The sequence below is a fragment of the Dyadobacter linearis genome (genome assembly GCF_907165045.1).
Lineage (GTDB): Bacteria > Bacteroidota > Bacteroidia > Cytophagales > Spirosomataceae > Dyadobacter > Dyadobacter linearis.
The window spans coordinates 904,909-923,852 of sequence record NZ_CAJRAU010000003.1 but is presented as its reverse complement, the minus strand read 5'-3'; the positions used below and the strand labels follow the sequence as shown (position 1 = coordinate 923,852).

11 protein-coding genes are annotated in these 18,944 nt (G+C 47.3%); 9 read left to right on the top strand and 2 right to left on the bottom strand.

What is annotated here, in order from left to right; all coding sequences use genetic code 11:
- The first annotated feature begins 37 nt into the window (after positions 1-37).
- Complete coding sequence (gene ribD, locus KOD92_RS14305) at positions 38-1,105, top strand: bifunctional diaminohydroxyphosphoribosylaminopyrimidine deaminase/5-amino-6-(5-phosphoribosylamino)uracil reductase RibD (protein WP_215234232.1); 1,068 nt, start codon at positions 38-40, stop codon at positions 1,103-1,105.
- On the opposite strand, the gene KOD92_RS14300 is transcribed toward ribD, so the two are convergent.
- Entirely contained in the window at positions 1,102-1,875 is a 774-nt protein-coding gene (locus tag KOD92_RS14300; protein ID WP_215234231.1) for a shikimate dehydrogenase family protein, read from the bottom strand. The genes ribD and KOD92_RS14300 overlap by 4 nt on opposite strands.
- A gap of 246 nt (positions 1,876-2,121) precedes the next feature.
- Between KOD92_RS14300 and KOD92_RS14295 the strand changes: the two genes are divergently transcribed.
- The 8 genes from KOD92_RS14295 to KOD92_RS14265 all read left to right on the top strand — a co-directional run bounded on the left by KOD92_RS14295 (position 2,122) and on the right by KOD92_RS14265 (position 17,651).
- Positions 2,122-7,509 carry a S8 family serine peptidase gene (locus KOD92_RS14295; protein WP_215234230.1) on the top strand — a complete coding sequence of 1,796 codons (5,388 nt, stop codon included), beginning with the start codon at positions 2,122-2,124 and terminating at the stop codon, positions 7,507-7,509.
- A 140-nt stretch (positions 7,510-7,649) separates the two neighbouring features.
- Positions 7,650-11,219, top strand: coding sequence for a T9SS type A sorting domain-containing protein (locus tag KOD92_RS14290; protein WP_215234229.1), 3,570 nt, complete (start codon positions 7,650-7,652; stop codon positions 11,217-11,219).
- 29 nt (positions 11,220-11,248) lie between these two features.
- Complete coding sequence (locus KOD92_RS14285) at positions 11,249-14,497, top strand: DUF6443 domain-containing protein (protein WP_215234228.1); 3,249 nt, start codon at positions 11,249-11,251, stop codon at positions 14,495-14,497.
- Between the two features lie 6 nt (positions 14,498-14,503).
- Positions 14,504-14,809 (top strand): hypothetical protein, encoded by a 306-nt coding sequence (locus tag KOD92_RS14280; protein WP_215234227.1) that lies wholly within the window; start codon positions 14,504-14,506, stop codon positions 14,807-14,809.
- 1 nt (position 14,810) lies between these two features.
- The gene (locus KOD92_RS27550; RefSeq protein WP_255567387.1) at positions 14,811-14,942 is read left to right on the top strand and encodes a hypothetical protein; all 132 of its coding nucleotides are present in this window, start codon (positions 14,811-14,813) and stop codon (positions 14,940-14,942) included.
- Between the two features lie 121 nt (positions 14,943-15,063).
- On the top strand, positions 15,064-15,411 hold the full coding sequence (locus tag KOD92_RS27735; RefSeq protein WP_215234226.1) for a polymorphic toxin type 24 domain-containing protein: 348 nt from the start codon (positions 15,064-15,066) through the stop codon (positions 15,409-15,411).
- 5 nt (positions 15,412-15,416) lie between these two features.
- Positions 15,417-15,959, top strand: a complete 543-nt coding sequence (locus KOD92_RS14270) for a hypothetical protein (RefSeq protein WP_215234225.1) — start codon at positions 15,417-15,419, stop codon at positions 15,957-15,959.
- Positions 15,960-16,670: 711 nt separating this feature from the next.
- Complete coding sequence (locus tag KOD92_RS14265; protein ID WP_215234224.1) at positions 16,671-17,651, top strand: nucleoside hydrolase; 981 nt, start codon at positions 16,671-16,673, stop codon at positions 17,649-17,651.
- 9 nt (positions 17,652-17,660) lie between these two features.
- Here KOD92_RS14265 and KOD92_RS14260 read toward each other — a convergent pair whose 3' ends face one another.
- On the bottom strand, positions 17,661-18,767 hold the full coding sequence (locus KOD92_RS14260) for an acyltransferase family protein (RefSeq protein ID WP_215234223.1): 1,107 nt from the start codon (positions 18,765-18,767) through the stop codon (positions 17,661-17,663).
- Between the last annotated feature and the right edge of the window lie 177 nt (positions 18,768-18,944).

Sequence of the window (18,944 nt, the reverse complement as noted above, 5' to 3'; positions counted from 1 at the left end):
AAAACTGTGTTTACAAGGACGTTTGTATTTTTGCCCGATGGAGACTGATATTCAATGGATGCGCAGGGCCTTACAGCTTGCAGAATACGGCAGGGGAAATGTAAGTCCTAATCCGATGGTTGGCTGTGTGATCGTACATAATGAGACGATCATCGGCGAAGGCTGGCACCGGCATTACGGCGGGCCGCATGCAGAAGTGTGGGCGGTGGAAGATGCAAAGCACAAGGGAAATGCAGCTCTTTTGTCGGAAGCTACCGCCTATGTGACGCTCGAACCCTGCTCGCATATCGGAAAAACGCCTCCCTGCGCAGATCTGCTGATCCGCCACAAATTGAAACGGGTCGTAATCTGTAATACGGACCCTAATCCTCTGGTATCCGGCCGGGGAATACAAAAGCTGGCCGATGCCGGTATTGAAGTGATCACACAGGTTTTAAATGAAGAAGGTCTTGCGCTGAACAAGCGGTTTTTCAATGCTATGACGCGGCAGCGGCCTTATGTAATCCTGAAATGGGCAGAAACGGCCGATGGTTTTCTGGGGTATTCAGACGGTCCGCCGGTGGCGATCAGCGGCGCACTTTCCAATATGCGCGTTCACAAATGGAGAACGGAAGAGGATGTAATACTGGTGGGTTTTAAAACTGCGCTTGCCGACAACCCGCGATTGAATGTCAGGCATTGGGCAGGACGAGATCCGGTCAGGATCGTGCTGGACCGTTATTTACAGCTGCCCGAAACGCTCAACCTGTTCGATAACTCCCAAGCGACGATCGTTGTTAATTTTTTGGAAGAAACAAAATCTCCTGCCGAACCGGAGCGATATTCGGACACGAAAGCAGTGAGCTATTTAAAGATTTCTTCGGGAGAAAATGAAATAGGGGACATGCTGGAAGAACTATGGAAGCGCAAGATACATTCGGTTTTTGTGGAAGGCGGCACTACCGTGATCAACGCATTCTTACAATCGGGACTCTGGGACGAGATCAGAAGATGCCAGGCGAAAAAAACAATAGGTAAAGGAACGATCGCCCCCGTGCCGAAAGGCACTTTAACCTACTCTGAAAAGGTGGAAAACGACCTTTGGACCTACTATTCAAATAGCTAGACGCTCCAAAGATTCTCCTCGTTTGTCCAGATTTCCCAGGCTTTTTCTGCCTGCAACTGTAACATTTTCAATCCATTCTGAACTGCTGCGCCTCTTTCTGCACTGTTTTTCAGAAACAATGTTTCCGCTGGATTATAAACCAGATCGTACATAAAGTGCCGTCTTGTGACCCATTGATAATTCAGGTCCGGGCATTCTTCTGTATTTGGAAAAGTACCGAGCGGAGTTGTGTTGATAATAAGCAAATGCTGGCTCACGATCTCTTCAGTCAGTTCTTCGTAAAGCAGTGACTCGCTGCTTTTTTGCCGGGAAACGAGCTGGAATTCTACGTGCAGATCGCGCAGCGCAACCACTACCGCCTTAGCCGCACCGCCATTTCCCAATACCAGCGCCTTTAAATTGCTGCAAGATTCTCCCCGCTTGTCGACCCACTCTACCAGCGATTGTCTGAAACCGTAGTAGTCTGTATTAAAGCCTTTTGTACTGCCGTCGGCATATATTTTGATCGTGTTCACTGCGCCGATCCGCTCGGCTGATGCGTCGTCTAGATCGTCCAGATAAGCGATCACATCCCGCTTGTGCGGAATCGTCACATTCAGTCCCCGCAAGTCCGTTTTTTTCGCCAGCAGTTTCGGAAGGTCTTCGAGTGATTTCATTTCAAATAATTCGTAACTGCTCTCCTTGATCTTTTCGCGCACGAACTTATCTGTGAAATATCTTTTCGAAAACGAGTGGGTGAGTGGGTAACCGATTAAACCGTATAAATCCATATTTGCTGCCGGCAGGCACTAATGTGAGGCCGCTAAGTTAGCCGAGCGTTCAGGCAATTGCAAAATTTTAATGTGACCAAATGCACAATCCGCCGTATAGTATGTAGACGCCGGGATTACGTAACTCAGTTCTGCGTAGAAGCAGTTGTGCAATATCCCAATTAGGTTGCAAAATTTAAACCGAATTTATTTGTAAAGCTTTGCCAAATACGGTAGAATTACCTTATATTTTTTATTTGAATTGTTATGAAATGGCCCCAACTCTACCTTACAATTGCTATTATTTTCTCGGTTTCCGTACATGGATTTTCCCAGGGAAAGCGGGATTATAGCCTTTTACTGAAAAGCGGATCCTTCACACCCGCTAATAATATACGGAGCTCAGGTGCAATAACCCTTCGCAAAGCTGCTGCTACGGGTTACCAGAAGTCATTTGTGATCATTCAGTTTGAAAACATCCCTACCCCAGAGGAGCGGGAGCAGCTCCGCGCTGAGGGAATCGAGCTCCTGGAATATATTCCCAATTTTGCCTATACAGCTACAATTTCAGCGTCAGGTAATACAAATGCATTGGCCAGGACAAAAGCGCGGGCGATTATTGAGCTTACTCCGGAACAGAAAATGGAAGCCGCACTTGTCAATGGGAATATCCCTGCTTATGCGATCAAAACGCCCGGAACCGTCGATGTGTGGATCAGTTATCCGAAGTCTTTTTCATTGGAAGAAATTAAAACAGGTCTGAAAAACAATTCGTTTGAGGTGCTTTCAGACCAGTTCAATGCCTACCAGATCCTTGAATTGCGCGTTCCGATTACCCGGATCAAAGAGCTGGCAGGGCTTCCATTTGTGCAATATGTGCAGTCAAAACCGCAGGAGGACAAGGGGTTAAACAATAAAACCTACACCAATGCGAAGGCCAATGTGCTCGCTTCCACATTACCAGGCGGCCGCGGACTGACGGGAAAAGGGGTTACGGTGGGAATAGGCGACGAGTCAAATCCTTTGCAGCATATTGATTTCAACAGCCGGATCATTAACCGTAACCCGACGGAAGCAGGAGCACATGGCGTGCACGTAATGGGAACGATGGCCGGGGCGGGACTTATGAACGAGCGGTATGCTGGTTTTGCACCCAAATCGACGATCGTGGTCCAGAGCTATTCAAATATTCTGGCCTATTCACCGCAATATTTCAAGGATTTCGGGATGACGATCACCAACAATTCTTACGGCGGCGACGTGAATACCTGCGCTACCTTCGGGACTTACGATCTGTACTCGTATATTATTGATAAACAAGCGTTTGACCTGCCTTACCTGCAACACGTTTTTGCGGCCGGCAATAGTGGATTAACCAATTGCAGTCCGATGCCGGCGGGTTTTGGAAATGTACTGAGCGGGTATCAAACCTCCAAGAATACAATCAGCGTGGGCTATACTTCCGAAGTGGGCCTGATCGCCAATGGTTCGAGCCGCGGGCCGGTGCGCGACGGGCGCATTAAGCCGGAACTTGTGGCGCAGGGCAGTGCGGTTATGTCTACTATTCCTGTGAATCTATACGGAAATGGAAATGGAAGCAGTATGTCGTCGCCCGCTGTGGCGGGTGGGCTGGCATTGCTGACCGAGCGTTACAAGCAGCTTTTTAACAATCAAAACCCTAAAAATGCCTTACTGAAAGCGCTGGTAACAAACGGCGCGATCGACAAGGGAAATGAGGGGCCGGATTACCGTTACGGTTTCGGCTGGCTGAATTTGCTGCGATCACTCAAAATGCTGGAATCGGGAAGCTTTAAAAATGATTCGCTGGAACATAATACGACCAAAGATTTTAATATTCAGATACCTGCGAATACGGCGCAATTGAAGGTAATGCTGTACTGGAACGATCCTGCGGCAGCTGTACTTTCCACCCAAAACCTCGTGCACGATCTGGATCTGAAAGTGATTAAAGAAGGAAAAACAACTTTGCCAAGGCTGCTGGACCCGACTCCTTCGGGCGTAAACCAGGTGGCTACCACGGGTGTTGACAATACCAACAATATTGAGCAGGTAACTATCAGCGACCCGACGGAAGGTACTTATACAATTTCGGTAAAAGGCACCTCAGTTGCCCAGAATCCGCGTCAGGAGTATTTTGTGGTTTACGATATCATCCCAAATTCCCTCACCCTGACTTACCCGGTCGGCAACGAAAGTTTGCGGGACGGAGATGCTGTTTATGTGCATTGGGATGCTTTTGGGAATACTACAAGCACTTTTACGGTTCAATATAGTGTCAATAACGGAGGCGCGTGGACTACGATCGGCAACAACCTTGCGGCGCCGACGCGGCAATTGCTCTGGACTATTCCCGCAGGTACGCGCACCGACCAGGCCAAGGTGCGGGTGATCCAGAACAGTACCGGCGCTGAGAGTGTGAGTGAGGCATTTACGATATTGGGAATCCCAACTTTGACGCTCGCCAATCTGCAATGCGAGGGATATATCGCCCTGGGCTGGACAGCTGTAACGGGCGCGACAGACTACGAGGTGATGATCCTGAAAGGTAGTGAAATGGTTTCGGCCGCTACTACCACTGCCACCAATTATACATTCAGCGGGATGATCAAAGATTCTACGCACGTGGTAACAGTTCGGGCGCGGCTGAACGGGCATCCAGGCAGGCGCGCAGTAGCTATTTCGCGCAGACCCGATTCGGGCAGTTGTGCGGGCGCTATTTCAGATAATGACCTTAAAATTGAATCCATTCTCACTCCGACCGGTTCGGGCAGGCACAATACGTCTTCGCAGCTGAGTAACCAGGTTTTTGTAAAGATCAGGATCAAAAACCTGGACGATGTTGATTCTAATGTACCTTTTGAAGTAGGCTACGAACTGAACGGAACACAGATCCCGCTCGAAACGATCACGCCATTTATCGAAAAAGGAAAAACCTACGACCATACATTTTCGGCAGGAGCAGACCTTTCGACAGCGGGTGATTATACGTTCAGGGTTTATATCCATAGCGCGGCTGACCAGGTTTCGGCGAATGATACTTTGATCAAAACATTCTGGCAACTTCCCAACGAACCGCTGGTTTTGCCTTTTTTAGATAATATGGAAAGTCTTCCGGTGCAGACGATCGTGGCGAATCAGGCTGGTTTGGCAGGCGACGGCAGGTATGATTTCTCTTCGAATACCGATGCAGGCCGGATCAGAACTTTTGTGAATTCGGGATTTGCGCATTCTGGTCAGCGCGCACTAACGCTCGATGCGAGCCGGTATTACGCGGCCGGGAATACCAATTACCTCGACGGTACCTTTAATTTATCGGGATATGATATTGAAGATCAGGATGTAAGATTGAATTTTAGCTATAAAAATCATGGGCAGAAAACGAATCCAAACAACAAAGTCTGGATTCGCGGCAACGATACCGACACCTGGATTGAGGCTTACGATCTGTTTACAAACCAGAAACTGGCGCAGGATGGCTACAAAACCTCACCAGGAATAGAGGTAAGTAACCTGCTCGCGGCAAATGGTAAGAATTTATCATCCAGCTTTCAGGTCAGGTTTGGGCAATGGGGGAAGTCTATTACGGCCGATTATCTCAGTGGCGCGGGTTATTCTTTTGACGATATTGAGATTTATACCGTCGAGGACGATATTCAGGTGCTTGCTATGGTAGCACCTGTCGCGGAAAGTTGCGGGCTGGGAAATGCGGAACAGATCACGGTCAAACTGCGGAACAGTTCAGCCAAGAATTTAGTGAATGTGCCTGTTTTTTATCAGTTAAATAATGGCGTGACTGTTTCAGACGTAGTTCCTTCCATCGCCAGGCGCACAACCATTGACTTCACATTTGCTGAAAAAGCCGACTTGTCTGCGCTGGGAAGTCAGATTGTGAAGGTTTGGTCGGCATTCCAGACTGACAGTTACCAGGAAAATGATACGACGCTATTGTCCTTTTACAATGCCCCGCTGATCACTGCTTTCCCTTATCTCGAAAAGTTTGAAGCGGGCGACGGATATTGGAGTGCAAAGGGAATTAATAGCTCCTGGGAACACGGAACGCCGATTTCGGCGGTGGTAAGTAAAGCTGCGAGCGGCAGCAAAATCTGGAAAACAAACCTGGCTGGCGGCCACAATGACAAGGAAGAATCGTATCTGTACTCGCCCTGCTTTCAGGTTGCGGAACTTGCGGCGCCTATGCTCAGTTTCAGTGTTATCCTCGATTTTGAAGTGTGCGACCCGAATCCCTGCGATTATGTGTATCTCGAATATTCAGGAAACGGAGGCGCATGGACGCGGCTGGGCAGCCAGGGCCAGGGTACGAACTGGTACAACAAAAGCTATTCGGGAAAAGGGGCTTGGAGCATTCAGGACTATATTCGCTGGCATGTGGCCTCCATTCCATTGCCTACCGGTTTCGAAGACCTTAAAATCAGGTTTGTGATGATTTCAGACGGTTTTACGCACCGCGAGGGTATTGCGCTCGATGATATCCACATTTTCGACAAAGCGGGCAGCATTTATGATGAAGCCACATTGGCATCGCCGGTTTCAAAGAACGTGACGGGAGGAAACGACTGGGTTCATTTTACCCAAAACGGAAAACTGGTTGCCTCTGTGAACCCAAACGGACAGGATCTGGGCAATACCGAGGTGCAGACTTTTATCCATTCCGGCGCGGTGAGAAACGGGAATCTGCAATATTACCTCAACCGAAATTTCACAATTAAACCAACCAATACTAGTTTCTCTGACTCCGTGGCTTTGCGAATGTATTTTCTGGAAACAGAAATAGAATCGCTGATTGCGGCAACTGGCTGTAATTCGTGCGGCAAACCTGCCAATGCTTACGAGCTGGGAATTTCGAAATTCCGGGGGGATAAGGCGAAAGAAGACGGAAACCTGGCAAATAGTACCGAAGGCGGCTGGTCGTTTCATCCTTCCTGGGAGCTGGCGATCGTTCCTTATGATCAGGGTTATTATGTGGAGATGAAGATGAAAGCGTTTTCCGAATTCTGGCTGTCGAAAACCTTTATTGGGAATTCGTCTGCATTGCCGGTAGACCTGATCCGATTTGATGCGCGTAAAAAGTCTGGTATTGAAGGAGGTAATGATGTGATACTGGAATGGGAAACTGCGGCGGAGGAGAATTTTGAGCGTTTTGATATTGAACTGGCAATCGGCGATGCGGCTTATCGGAGTGGATTTTTTGAAAAGATAGGGGAAGTGTCGGGTGCTGGCGGGCTGGTTTCTGGCCGCAAATATGCATTCCTGGATCAGGACCCTGTTAAAGCCGGCGCACGCTATTACCGTCTGAAAATGGTAGATACCGACAGTACTTTCGCCTATTCCCACGTAAGACCTGTTGTATTTGACCAAAAAATGGAGTGGACAACTTTCCCTAATCCGTCGACGGGTATATTCAATATCACCTACCAGGCCGATCCGGGCGAGTTGGTAGTGCTGCATGTTTATGATCTCAATGGCAAACTGGTTCAGCAATCGAATGTTAAGGCGACCGGCTTGTTTCAGAAGGGAAAAATAGATTTGTCCTCCGACGCGATTCCGGAGGGGTTATATGTGCTGGAAGTCGTAAATGGGGATAGTAAGCAGGTATTTAAGCTACTGAAAAAATAAAGTTTCTTTATTTTCGGAGCTAACCGTTACTTTTTTAAAAGGCTACGTCTAAATGGATCATAGAAATATTGATTCATCAAAACGTAGCCTTCTTTATGCGGTTGTTTTACCGATTCAAAAAGTGTATTTATTGCTTACTAGTGATTTCGAGTTCAGCATTTGGTCAGATTCCGGAACCTCCCAAAGCTGCACAAAGTCCGAATAGCGCTAACCTGGGCATTTTCGGAGATTTTAATATTTCTCCTTTTACTGGAAAACCGGATATCGGCATTTCATTGCAGACACTGGAAGACGGTCCAGTACAAATACCGGTTGCCCTGCATTACGATGCTTCCGGTATCCGGCCAGATATGCATCCGGGCTGGACTGGTATGAACTGGGGACTTTCCGTCAATTATGCAGTGATTAGAACTGTGCGGGACGGGCCCGACGAAGGCCTGGTTTCCTCTCCGGCCCAACCAGGCTACTTGAATGCGCCTGTAAGAAATGCCCTGGATTATGGTGCGGCAGACTGGTTTTCAACTACCAAGCTGGAAAATCTCGGATTCAATGCGCCGTCCTTCGACATGGAACCGGACGAGTTCAATTTTAATGCGCCTGGCCTGAGCGGCAAGTTCTTAATGGGGCATGACGGGCAGTGGAAAGTTTCCTGTGACCAGGCGGTCAAGGTCGAGTTAATCAGTACGGTACTGGTCGATATTCCTTTCAAACCTCCTTATTGGACAGGAAATCTTTGGGACCAGATTAATAATGGTAAATACAATCCTACGATTCAGGGTTTTTACATTACCGATGAGCAGGGTACGAGATACGAATTTGGCGGAACAACGGCCAATATGGAATTCAGTATCGACTTCTTTAGCCAGGGTAAATCGACCTGGGTCTGCAACTCCTGGCATCTCAAATCTATAAAAAGGCACACGGGGCAAACGATCAGTTTTACTTACGAAAGGGGCAGTTTTGTAGCCCAAATGTATTTCTCGGTTTTCAATAAGGCGGCTAGTGTGAATGGCGGCTCGCTGTTTGGATGCAGCAACTGGTCTTCGCTCATTAATGAATATGGGCCGTACAATGGAAAGCTGATATCTCCCATTTACCTGAAAGAGATTGTTGCGGATAATTTTAAGGTCAAATTCATTTCCAGCGAAAGTACGGAGCTGCGTTACGGGGAGGATATTTTTTTAACCTATGTCAACAAGCTCGTGAACTCCGGTGTAAGCAAGCTGGATTTTCTAACTTTTTTACACAGCTGCTGTTACCCGGTTTATAATCAAAGTTTGTGTAACAATCCGGCGGAGACATTAACGCAGCTTTTGACCAAACTCAAATGGCGAAAGCTGGATAAGATCCAGGTTCAAAATGGAGGCGGTACAACAGTCAAGGAGTTTGAACTGACCTATAATAACCTCGCCACGGAAAGGCTGATGCTGCAAAAAGTCCAGGAAAAGTCGGGCTACAATGCGAGCAAGCTTCCGCCTTATGAATTCGCCTATTTTACTGCACAAGGGCTTTCTCTGCCCGGTTATTGTAAATCACATACCGACCATTGGGGCTTTTATAATGGGAAATTAATCGATGCGGCAGTTGATTTCAACGCGGTTGCAAGCTATGGAGCTACGCATCGTGCGCCGGCGGCTAACAAGAATATATACCGTTTGGGTGCATTGACCCAAATTAAATATCCGACGGGCGGCATTACGAAGTTCTGGTTTGAACCTCATACCTACATCAAGGAAGTAAAATTGAAACGCTGGGAAGGGGTGGATGCATTTGCCTCGAACCAGAAAGCAGGTGGCCTTCGCATTAAAGAAATTCACAGTTATGATCCCGCCACGACGAGTCCGGTTGTCAGGAAAAAATATTTCTATTTATCAGGTTTTAATCCAGTTAACGCAGACACGACGACATTACTTTCGAGCGGTGTAATGGGTGGAAAAACGCAGTATTACTGGCCCAACTACATGCCAAAACCGGATGCGCCAAATACCACGGTTTCCGAGCAGATCTTTTCAACACAATCCGTCCTGCCCGCAACGGAAAACAGCCTGGGGGCACATATTGGCTATACCAGCGTCATCGAATGGACTTCTGCCGATGGTTGGAAAGTTCACGGTTTTAGCAACTTTGACAACGGATATGCAGATTCAGCGCCGGCCGGATTTATACAGCCGGGCTCGACGCCCTACCAGCCTTACAATAGCAATGCATTTAAAAGAGGGAAGCTGCTTTCTCTCGAAACTTTTACAAAAAACGGCGCTCCTGTTTCCAGAACAGCATATCAGTACGAAACCGTAGGCGCTCTTGCTGACTGCGCTGCCAGATCTGTTCGGGCAATGGTAACAACGCTATGCAACACGCGAACGTATAGTTATGAGGGGACGGCCTATCTCAACAATATGCAGAAGTTCCTGCCGGTACAGGAAGTAAGTACCATTTATGATCAGGAAAATCCGGCACAGAATGCTGTATCTGCGACCAGAACTTACCAGTACCGGCCAAACGGGCAACTATATATCAGGGGACGGTCCGACAGCAAGGGTAATATTTTAAAAACATCCTATACCTATCCTTCAAATTTGAACGATGTCATCAGTACCGGGATGAATGCGAAAAACATCATCGGCACCCCGACATCCGTATTTGAATACACAGGTACCGAGATAGCACCGGTCGGGCTGAGCCTGCGCAAAGTCAGTTTTGACATTTTCAATGGTCTCTACCTGCCCAAAAAAGTGGATCGTGGTGTCGGAACAGTTTTACCGATGATCATGGCGACGGAGACTGAATTTCTGAACTATGACGCGAGAGGTAACCTGCTCACTTACAAGTCGCGGGATGGGTCAATCACCAAACTGGAATATTACGGCCCCGCAGATATTGGCAAAACAGACCTTCTAAAGAAGCGGACGGTTTTTGAAGCAACTCCGCTGGCACAATCCGAGAATTTCAACCACAAGCCACTCGTAGGAGTCGAAAGCAGCGCCGATGTAAATGCAAAGGTTATTTATTATGAATATGACAATTTTAACCGATCCAAAAGCGAGCGGTCTGGTCAAGCTGCGGGGCCTATCCGTAAATCCTATTGCTACAATTATGCGGGCCAGGTAGTGGAATGTGCCTCGATTGCGCCTGTGGGGAATATTGCGGCGGATCAGCCGACACTCCTGGCCGAACCACCCTTGCCGGTAACATTGCTGGAATTCGTCGCATTCAGACAGGAGAATATTGCGCTTTTAAAATGGTCGACCACGAGCGAGACCAATAGCGAGCGGTTTGATATCGAGCGTAGCCAGGACGGGAAAAAGTGGCTGCATATCGGTTCTGAGCAAGCGATGGGAGAAAGTGACTCGCTTCGAGCCTACACTTTTACCGATCAGAAACCTGATCAGGGGGAGAACCTGTACAGGCTGAAAATGGTCGATGCGGACAGCACTTTTGCTTACAGCCGCATTCGCAGCGTCGTTTTTGAAACAGATAACAAAGTTGAGATTTACCCAAATCCAGTTACTGTCGGCGAAAACCTGAACCTGCTGACAAATGATCTCAGTCAGATTTCAAGCGTGCGCATTTTTGATACAGCCGGCAAGCTTGTGCACGATTCCGTAGCTACCAGAACCATCAATATCTCCAAACTGACGACGGGGCTTTACATCATACAGTTCACTTACAGAGACGGAAGTATTTCTACGCAAAGAATTGTAAAGCAATGAATTATGCCAATTTCTCTAAAATAGAAAAGATGAAAAATCGACACATATACACCCTGATCTTACTGGCTTTGCTGATTCCGCTGGCCTCTTTCCCGCAACAGACCAATAGCCGCAACTATGTTATTTCACGCAATTACAAGCAATCAGGCGCTGATCCGAACGATGTGAGCAAGGTTGTTACGGACGTGCAATACCTGGATGGTTTGGGCCGTCCGCTTCAAAAGGTATTGGTCGGACTGAGCCCGTCGGGCAAAGACTTCGTATATCCCAATGAGTTCGACGCCGCTGGCAGGCAGCCAAAGCAATATCTGCCTTATGTATCTGCGGGAAATGGCGCTTACCAGGGCAATGGAGCGACTGACGCAGTAACCTGGTATGCTGCTAATTCTGCCGGGTTACAATCCGCTGACCTGGGCCGGCCTTATCATGAAAGTTTTTATGAAGATTCTCCGGCCAGCCGCATTAGTAAAGAGCGTGCGCCGGGAAATAAGAGTAGTAATTCTGTCATTAAGTACAAAACCAATGCGACCAACCAGGTTAATCGCTATGATTATGACCCGGTTGCGAAAACGATCGTCCAGGTGGGCCAGTTTGCCGCCGGGACACTGCTTTTGGTCAGTAATACGGATGAACAAGGTAATGTATCCCACGAATTCACCGACCTGCTCGGCCAGGTCGTCTGTCGTCAGGTAGTTGCGGCGGCGGGAAATACCTTGTCTACTTACTATGTGTATGATGGGCTGAGATTGCTTCGCGCCGTTTTGCAACCGAATTATCAGGATGTTGCCTCATTAACCGATCACGCATTCACCTATGATTACGACGAGCTGGGAAGAATGATTGGGAAAAATGTCCCGGGCCTGGGTAAAACGGAATATGTTTACGACCAATATGACCGTCCGTCGCTATCTCGGGACCCCGGACAGAAGCAACGCGGCGTGTGGGCTTTTACCAAATACGACGCACAAAGCCGCCCGGTAGTGAGCGGAGAAATTACTTCCGCATCGACCAGGACAGACTGGTCGATCGTCGTCGATGCAAACACGCAGCATCATGAAGAGCGGAATAATGCCGTTTCAGCTGGGTATACGCTTGATAAGACCGCGCCCAAGAATGCGACGGAAGCAAACTTGCTGACGGTCCATTTTTATGACGATTATGCTTTTTCCAAAGCAGCGAATCTTGCATATTTCAATGCTTACTATCCATCGACCAATCCGAATGTAAAGTCGCAGGTAACGGGCGGCCGGGTGCGAATGTTGCCTGGAAATGGCGCGGCGGGCGGCTGGCTCACCCATGTTGTTTACTATGACGGCGAGTACCGGGCTATTCAAACTGCGAGAGAACTTTACGATCTGGGAGCAGGCGCGATCGAACGGGTTTCAACACAATACAAATATGACCTCGCGCCGGTTGTAACTGAGCAGAAAACCGAGCAGGTGTTAGCAGGAAATGTTATCAATACGCATGTAGCTACTTACACTTATGACCATGCCGACCGCCTTTTAAGTGTAAAGGAAAAGGTAACAAACGGAGCCAAAAACGCGGAGGCAGTTACAGTTGCCCAACGGTACAACGCATTGGGGCAGCTGCAAAGCAAATGGTTTCATTCAGATGATGGTACTAAATTCCGACTCAAAACGGCTTACACTTACAATATCCGCAGCTGGCTTTCAGAAGGCAAAACGTTTTACAAAAAAGTAGAGAATGGGCCGGAGGTTTCGTACTATGGTTTCAACCTTGCTTATAGCAATGGTGCAACTTATACCGACGGAAATATCAGCCAGATGCAGTGGCTGGGCAAAGACGAGGCCACTTTTTCAAAAGGACTCAGCTTTACATACGATGGCGCAAACAGGCTCACGGGATCAACGGGTTTGTCGGGTTACCTGGATACCGAGAAAAATATCACCTACGACAAGAATGGGAACGTCAAAACGCTCGTCCGCGCTGGTGCGGCAGTTGACAACCTCACTTATGCTTACACCGGCAACCGCCTTTCGAATGTTACCGACGGTTCGGGAAGTAACCTGGGCGTAAAGAACGGGGCAAGCAGTTACGCCTACGACGCCAATGGAAATATGACCACGGACGGCAACCGGGGCGCGACCTTGGCCTATAATTATCTGAATTTGCCGAAAACTGTCAAGATCGGCGCGAAGGCATTTACGTACGATTATGATGCGGCAGGAGAAAAGTATAAATATGCCGGCGATACTTTGATTCTGAAATATGCAGGCGCATTTGAATACCGGCAAGTCGGCAATGCGAATAATCTGTACCGGGTTGGGTTAAAAGAAGGCCAGGCAGTATTCCGGGACGGAAAGCTGGTGTTTGAATATTATTTGCAGGATCATCTGGGCAATGCGAGAGTTGTTTTTAACAAGAGTGGGAAGGTATTGCAGAAGACGGATTACTATCCTTTTGGGTTGAGTATAAACCGGGATGGAGCGGTGCCGAAGGTGCAGAATTGGGTGAATAGGCATTTGTATAATGCGAAAGAGTTGCAGGTTGGGAGTGGGTATCTGGATTATGGGGCGAGGATGTATATGCCGGAGGTGGGACGTTGGGGGGTAGTGGATCCGATGGCGGATATTTATGAGGGCTGGTCTCCATATCATTACGTGTTCAATAATCCATCAAAATGGACGGATACAGACGGGCGTTGCCCGACTTGTCCACAAGGCAAGGATGCGAAGAAGACCTATGCCGAAGGTGCCATGGTCACCAATCAATATGGCTCCTGGACTTGGACGGGGAATGAATGGCAAACGAATTCTGCTACATCGGTACCCTCCGGCTCGCAGGTTATGGCAGCTGTATCAGGTCTTACAGGTTGGGCTGATCAGATCTGGAACGGCAACCGTACTTACGGGGATGGCAGGCAAGTTAATAGTAGTGGTATTCTGCTGGACAGGCCGACTCCGAAGATGGGAACCCCGCCTGATGGCGGTTTTGGAAAGCTTGGCTCTATTAAGGATTTTAAGGATGCTATCTCCAAAGCAATTCATTGGGGAAAACAAGGCAAGCACATTATTGGCCACAATAATCTCAAGCCAGGCGCAAGTATTTTAAATGTGAATGCGCAGGATTTGTTAGATGCCTTCCACGAAGGGAAAATTGTTAGTTCTCAGATCGTTAATGAGACTAAAACGAGGGTTGACTTTGGCAAGGTAATTGGAGGCTTCGTAAAAGATGGAGTTTCAATGCCTACCACCAAGGGAATGATCATTAATAGTAAAACAGGGGTTCATATAGTGCCATCAGCACCTAACTAACATACAATGACAAAAGACATTGAATTTCGAAGAGAAGTATTGATTTCAATTCAACGGGCCTTATTAGGAGAGATTTATCCAGCTGTTCGTGGTGTTGCGGTTGGTTACGATGCGAATGTAAAATTGAAGATAATATATTATTTGGATCGAGACCCAGAAGAAGAGGACTATGAGAATATTAGTGACGTTGCAGGCGAAGTTTTAGCAGACATTAATTTCTCTGAGGTTGAAGAGCAATGCATATATTCAAAGGAGTCCTTTTCCAATTTAGACTGTTTAGAGGCCTGGGTTTATATAAGAAAAGAGGATTGATATGCATTTGATCTTGTTGGAAGGACAACTGGAATTTTACCGTATCATTATTATAAGCGCCAAAGCGCTACCCCTGGTTATGCTGGTGCGTATAGCAGCGGACGCATTGTGGGGCACTATGCAGCAATGGTAGTAGGTGCTACCGAAATTGCAGCCGGTTTAATAGGTAACGCTGCGCTGTTACTGGCGAAGTCGGAAGTGCGGGACTATTGACGCCGGTTGCACTACCAGTAGCTGCAGTATCGACTGCTGTTATGGTGCATGGTTCGGCAACCGGTGCAAGGGCAGCTGAAAATTTGAGGAATGATAATGGGAGGGTGAATGCGAGTTCTACCGAGAGCAGCGGACGGGGCAGTAATCATTTAAAGCCAGACCACAAAGCGCAAGGTGACCATAGTACATTCAGAACCGATCCTAAAAAGGGGAAAACAACTAATACGGCAACGTATAAGGAGAATCCTAAACACCCAAGTGGGTTCCAGGAAACTAAGAGGGTTGATGTAACTGGAAATTCGCACGGAGGGGTACCAACACCACATGTTAAAGAGCCTGGCACTAAAACAGTACGTCCAGCAAGGAAAGATGAAATCCCTAACCAATGAACACCATGGAAAGTATCAAATATAAAGGGAATTGGAACGAGGCTGATTTCGAACAAATGGGCTGGCATGACTGTAAAATCTATTCTATCCTTTCTGATGATAGTAATTTTAGGTTAATACTTGATATTGACTATATTTTTGAATGGATAACAGATTCTGAAAGTGAGTATTATAAGTTCCTAATATCGCCGTCCACTCTGGTTTTTCATAATGTATGGGATGTGAAAATTGATTTGGAAACTGATGGGGAAATTGAGATTTCTGATCTACATAGAGAAAACCCTCAAAGGGCAAGGAACGAAGCTTATATAGATAAAAAAATGGAATGGGATTGGTTGATAGAAACACAGAGCGGAACCATTTCATTTAAATCTACGGGCTTTGATCAGTATAGCCGCGAAACCCCTGTTCTATCTGAATCGCAAAACCTAGGTTTAGTAAGCCGAATGGAAATGCTGAAACTTTATAAAATACCTGGCTTTAATTTAACCGAACCTGAAAGTAAACGGGTCAGGCCAGCCCGACCTGATGAATTGCCACGGCAATGAAAATAGACTAAAGCCTGAATACATTTCAATGTACTGCTGTTGTCGTGCATGGTTCCGCAACTGGTGCAAGGGCAGCTGAGAATTTGGGGAATGATAAGGGGAGCAAATCGAATATTTACTATACTAGGTGGACTATCAAATCTTCTTTCGGAGAATGGAATAGGAAAGGATTGGGAGCCTAATGAGTTTGAGTATTTCATTGAATCTATAATTGACACATTGAGTCGATCTTTCTACGAAAAAAATAAGTAAATGGCGCCTCGAATCTTCGGTGCACCATTTACTTTGTTACCGTCTAAGTTCCTATTTAGGCCTACACCGGCAACAAGCTTTCAGCTGTCACAGACGGTTCAGGGAGTAATTTGAGCGTACAGAATGGGGCGAGCAGCTGTGATTACGATGCTGCCGGGAAAAGTATAAATATGCCGGCGATACTTTGATTCTGAAATATGCAGGCGCTTTCGAGTACCTGCAAGTTGGAAATGCCAATAATCTTTACCGGATTGGGTTAAGCGAGCGGCACGCGGTGTCTAACAGAAACATAAAAATTGTTTTCGACGGAGGGGTTCTGAAGGTGAAGAATCAGGTGAACCGGTATTTTGTATAATTGCTTTTATGAAAAATATTTGCAGGTTTACCATTGCTGCGTCAGAACGGCGGGATCAAATGAACGTATATTGGTGTTACAGTTGAAATCTGCATTCTCTTATCATGAACAAAATTCTGTTTTTCTTCTTCCTGCTGATGTTTTCAAATCTCTACGCACAAAACAGGGGCAGAGCCGGTAATGCGGTGATCCTTGATACCGATATTGGCCCTGATTATGATGATGTGGGCGCTATGGCGGTTATGCACGCGCTTGCTGACAGAGGGGAACTGAGGCCGATCGCAGTAATTGCTTCCAATAAAAATGAGCTCGTAGTGCCGGTTATCAGTATCCTGAACTCCTATTTTGGCCGCCCGGAACTACCGACAGGCGCGCCGAAAGGGACAGGCGCAGATTTCGGTGCTCAGCAGAAATGGCCTGAAATGCTGGTTGAGAAATACAAACCTGCTATTACCAAAACTTCCGACGCGCCCGATGCAGTAGAAACTTACCGCAAAATCCTGGCCAAAGAAGCCGACCAGAGCGTGACGATTGTGACGATCGGTTTCCTGACAAATCTTGCAGATCTCCTGGATTCAAAACCCGATAAAATATCCCCGCTCGACGGGCCTGCATTGGTGAGAAAAAAGGTAAAGCAGCTGGTTTCGATGGCGGGCAAATTTCCGGAAGGAAGAGAATATAATGTATATGCGGATTCGGTATCCTCCGCAAAAGTGTTCACCGAGTGGCCGACTGAGATATTGTTCAGTGGGTTTGAGATCGGTGAAAAGGTGAAAACAGGGCTGAGGCTGGTTGCGAATGAGCAGCTTAATAGTCCGGTGAAGGAAGTTTATGCCATGGCAATGCCTATGAATAAGGAAGACGAAGCGGGTCGCATGAGCTGGGACCAGACAGCTGTGTTAGTAGCTGCGCGCGGGGTTCAGCCATATTTTGGATTGAAAAGGGGGAGAATTACGATTGAAGGCGGAAACAATAAGTGGCAGAACGATCCCATGGGGCCGCATGCTTATTTGACCCCTAATATGCCTGTTGAACAGTTGGTGGCCGTTATTGAGGGGCTGATGATGTGGCAAGGAAAGAAGTAACGCACGTTTTTATAGTTTAATAAAAATCCGTTTGCGATAAAGAAGGTACGCGGGGATAAAGTTGATGCAGACAAAGAAAATTGCATATAACATGCTGGCAAAGTTGGCCCCGAATCCTGCACCAGTTAATGTATTGACCAAAATCGCATTCAAAGTCTGGCCGCCGAAAGGAAACTGGTAGAACAGCAGCGCCAGTATATCGGCAAGCACATAGGCGGCAATTGCATTGGCACCGAAGATCAGGCCAGGCGCAATTGCCGCTTTTTTGTTTTTAATATCAATTCTAAAATACAATGCACCCAGCAGCATGGAGGCGAAACCGGAGGTAACCAATACGAAGGAGCTGGTCCAGAGGTTTTCGTTCACAGGAAAAATCAATCCCCAGAAATAGCCCGCCGCCGCACTTAGCAAGCCTGCCGACATTAGGTAGTTACTTTTTTCATTTGAAATAATATTCCCCAATAACAGCCGGCCTGCCAGCAATCCTGAAATGCCGGATACAATGGAGGGGAATGTGCTGAGAATACCCTCAGGATCCCAGTTGCCCTGCCACATTTTGCCGGGCAGATATTGCTGATCGACCCAGGCAGCGAGGTTTTTGCCGGGTTCCAGCATTACTCTTCCGAAGCCGGGAGTTGGAATGAACGTCATGGCCAGCCAGTATCCGATCAGGATCAGCGCGCCGAGAATAGCCTGCTGTTTTGCATTTGTATTTAAAAAAAGGATCGCGCATACCAGAAAAACGATCGCGATCCGGTGCAGCGTGCCGGTGTACCGCAAGTCAGACAGATCGAAATTTGGGAGCATATTCAGGAACATTCCCACAGCGAATATCTTGACAGAACGGAAAATGATCTTTTTGTAAAGTTCTGTTTTGGAACCGTGTTCCAGGCGTTTTTTTGAATAGGCCAATGCAATCGAAACGCCTACTATAAATAAAAATACGGGTGCGATGAGGTCAGTGAAGGTTAACCCGTTCCATTTTGTGTGGCTGAGGGTCGGGAATTTGTGCGATTCGCTGCCCGGAAAGTTGACCATGATCATAGCGGCGATCGTAAATCCGCGCAATGTATCCAGTGAGAGTAGCCTGGAAGAAGTACCCGTTTGATTATTCATCAAATCACATTTTAAAGGATATTACACAGTTCGCTGAGGGAAAGGCTATCCCGGTTTTAATTAAATGATTTCCATTGCTGGTAAATCGCCCGGACTAGTATATTTTGCCGGATATTAAGTATTATAATCACGTAATACCTCACCCCAAATACCGACTACATTTCACTGACATCAAAA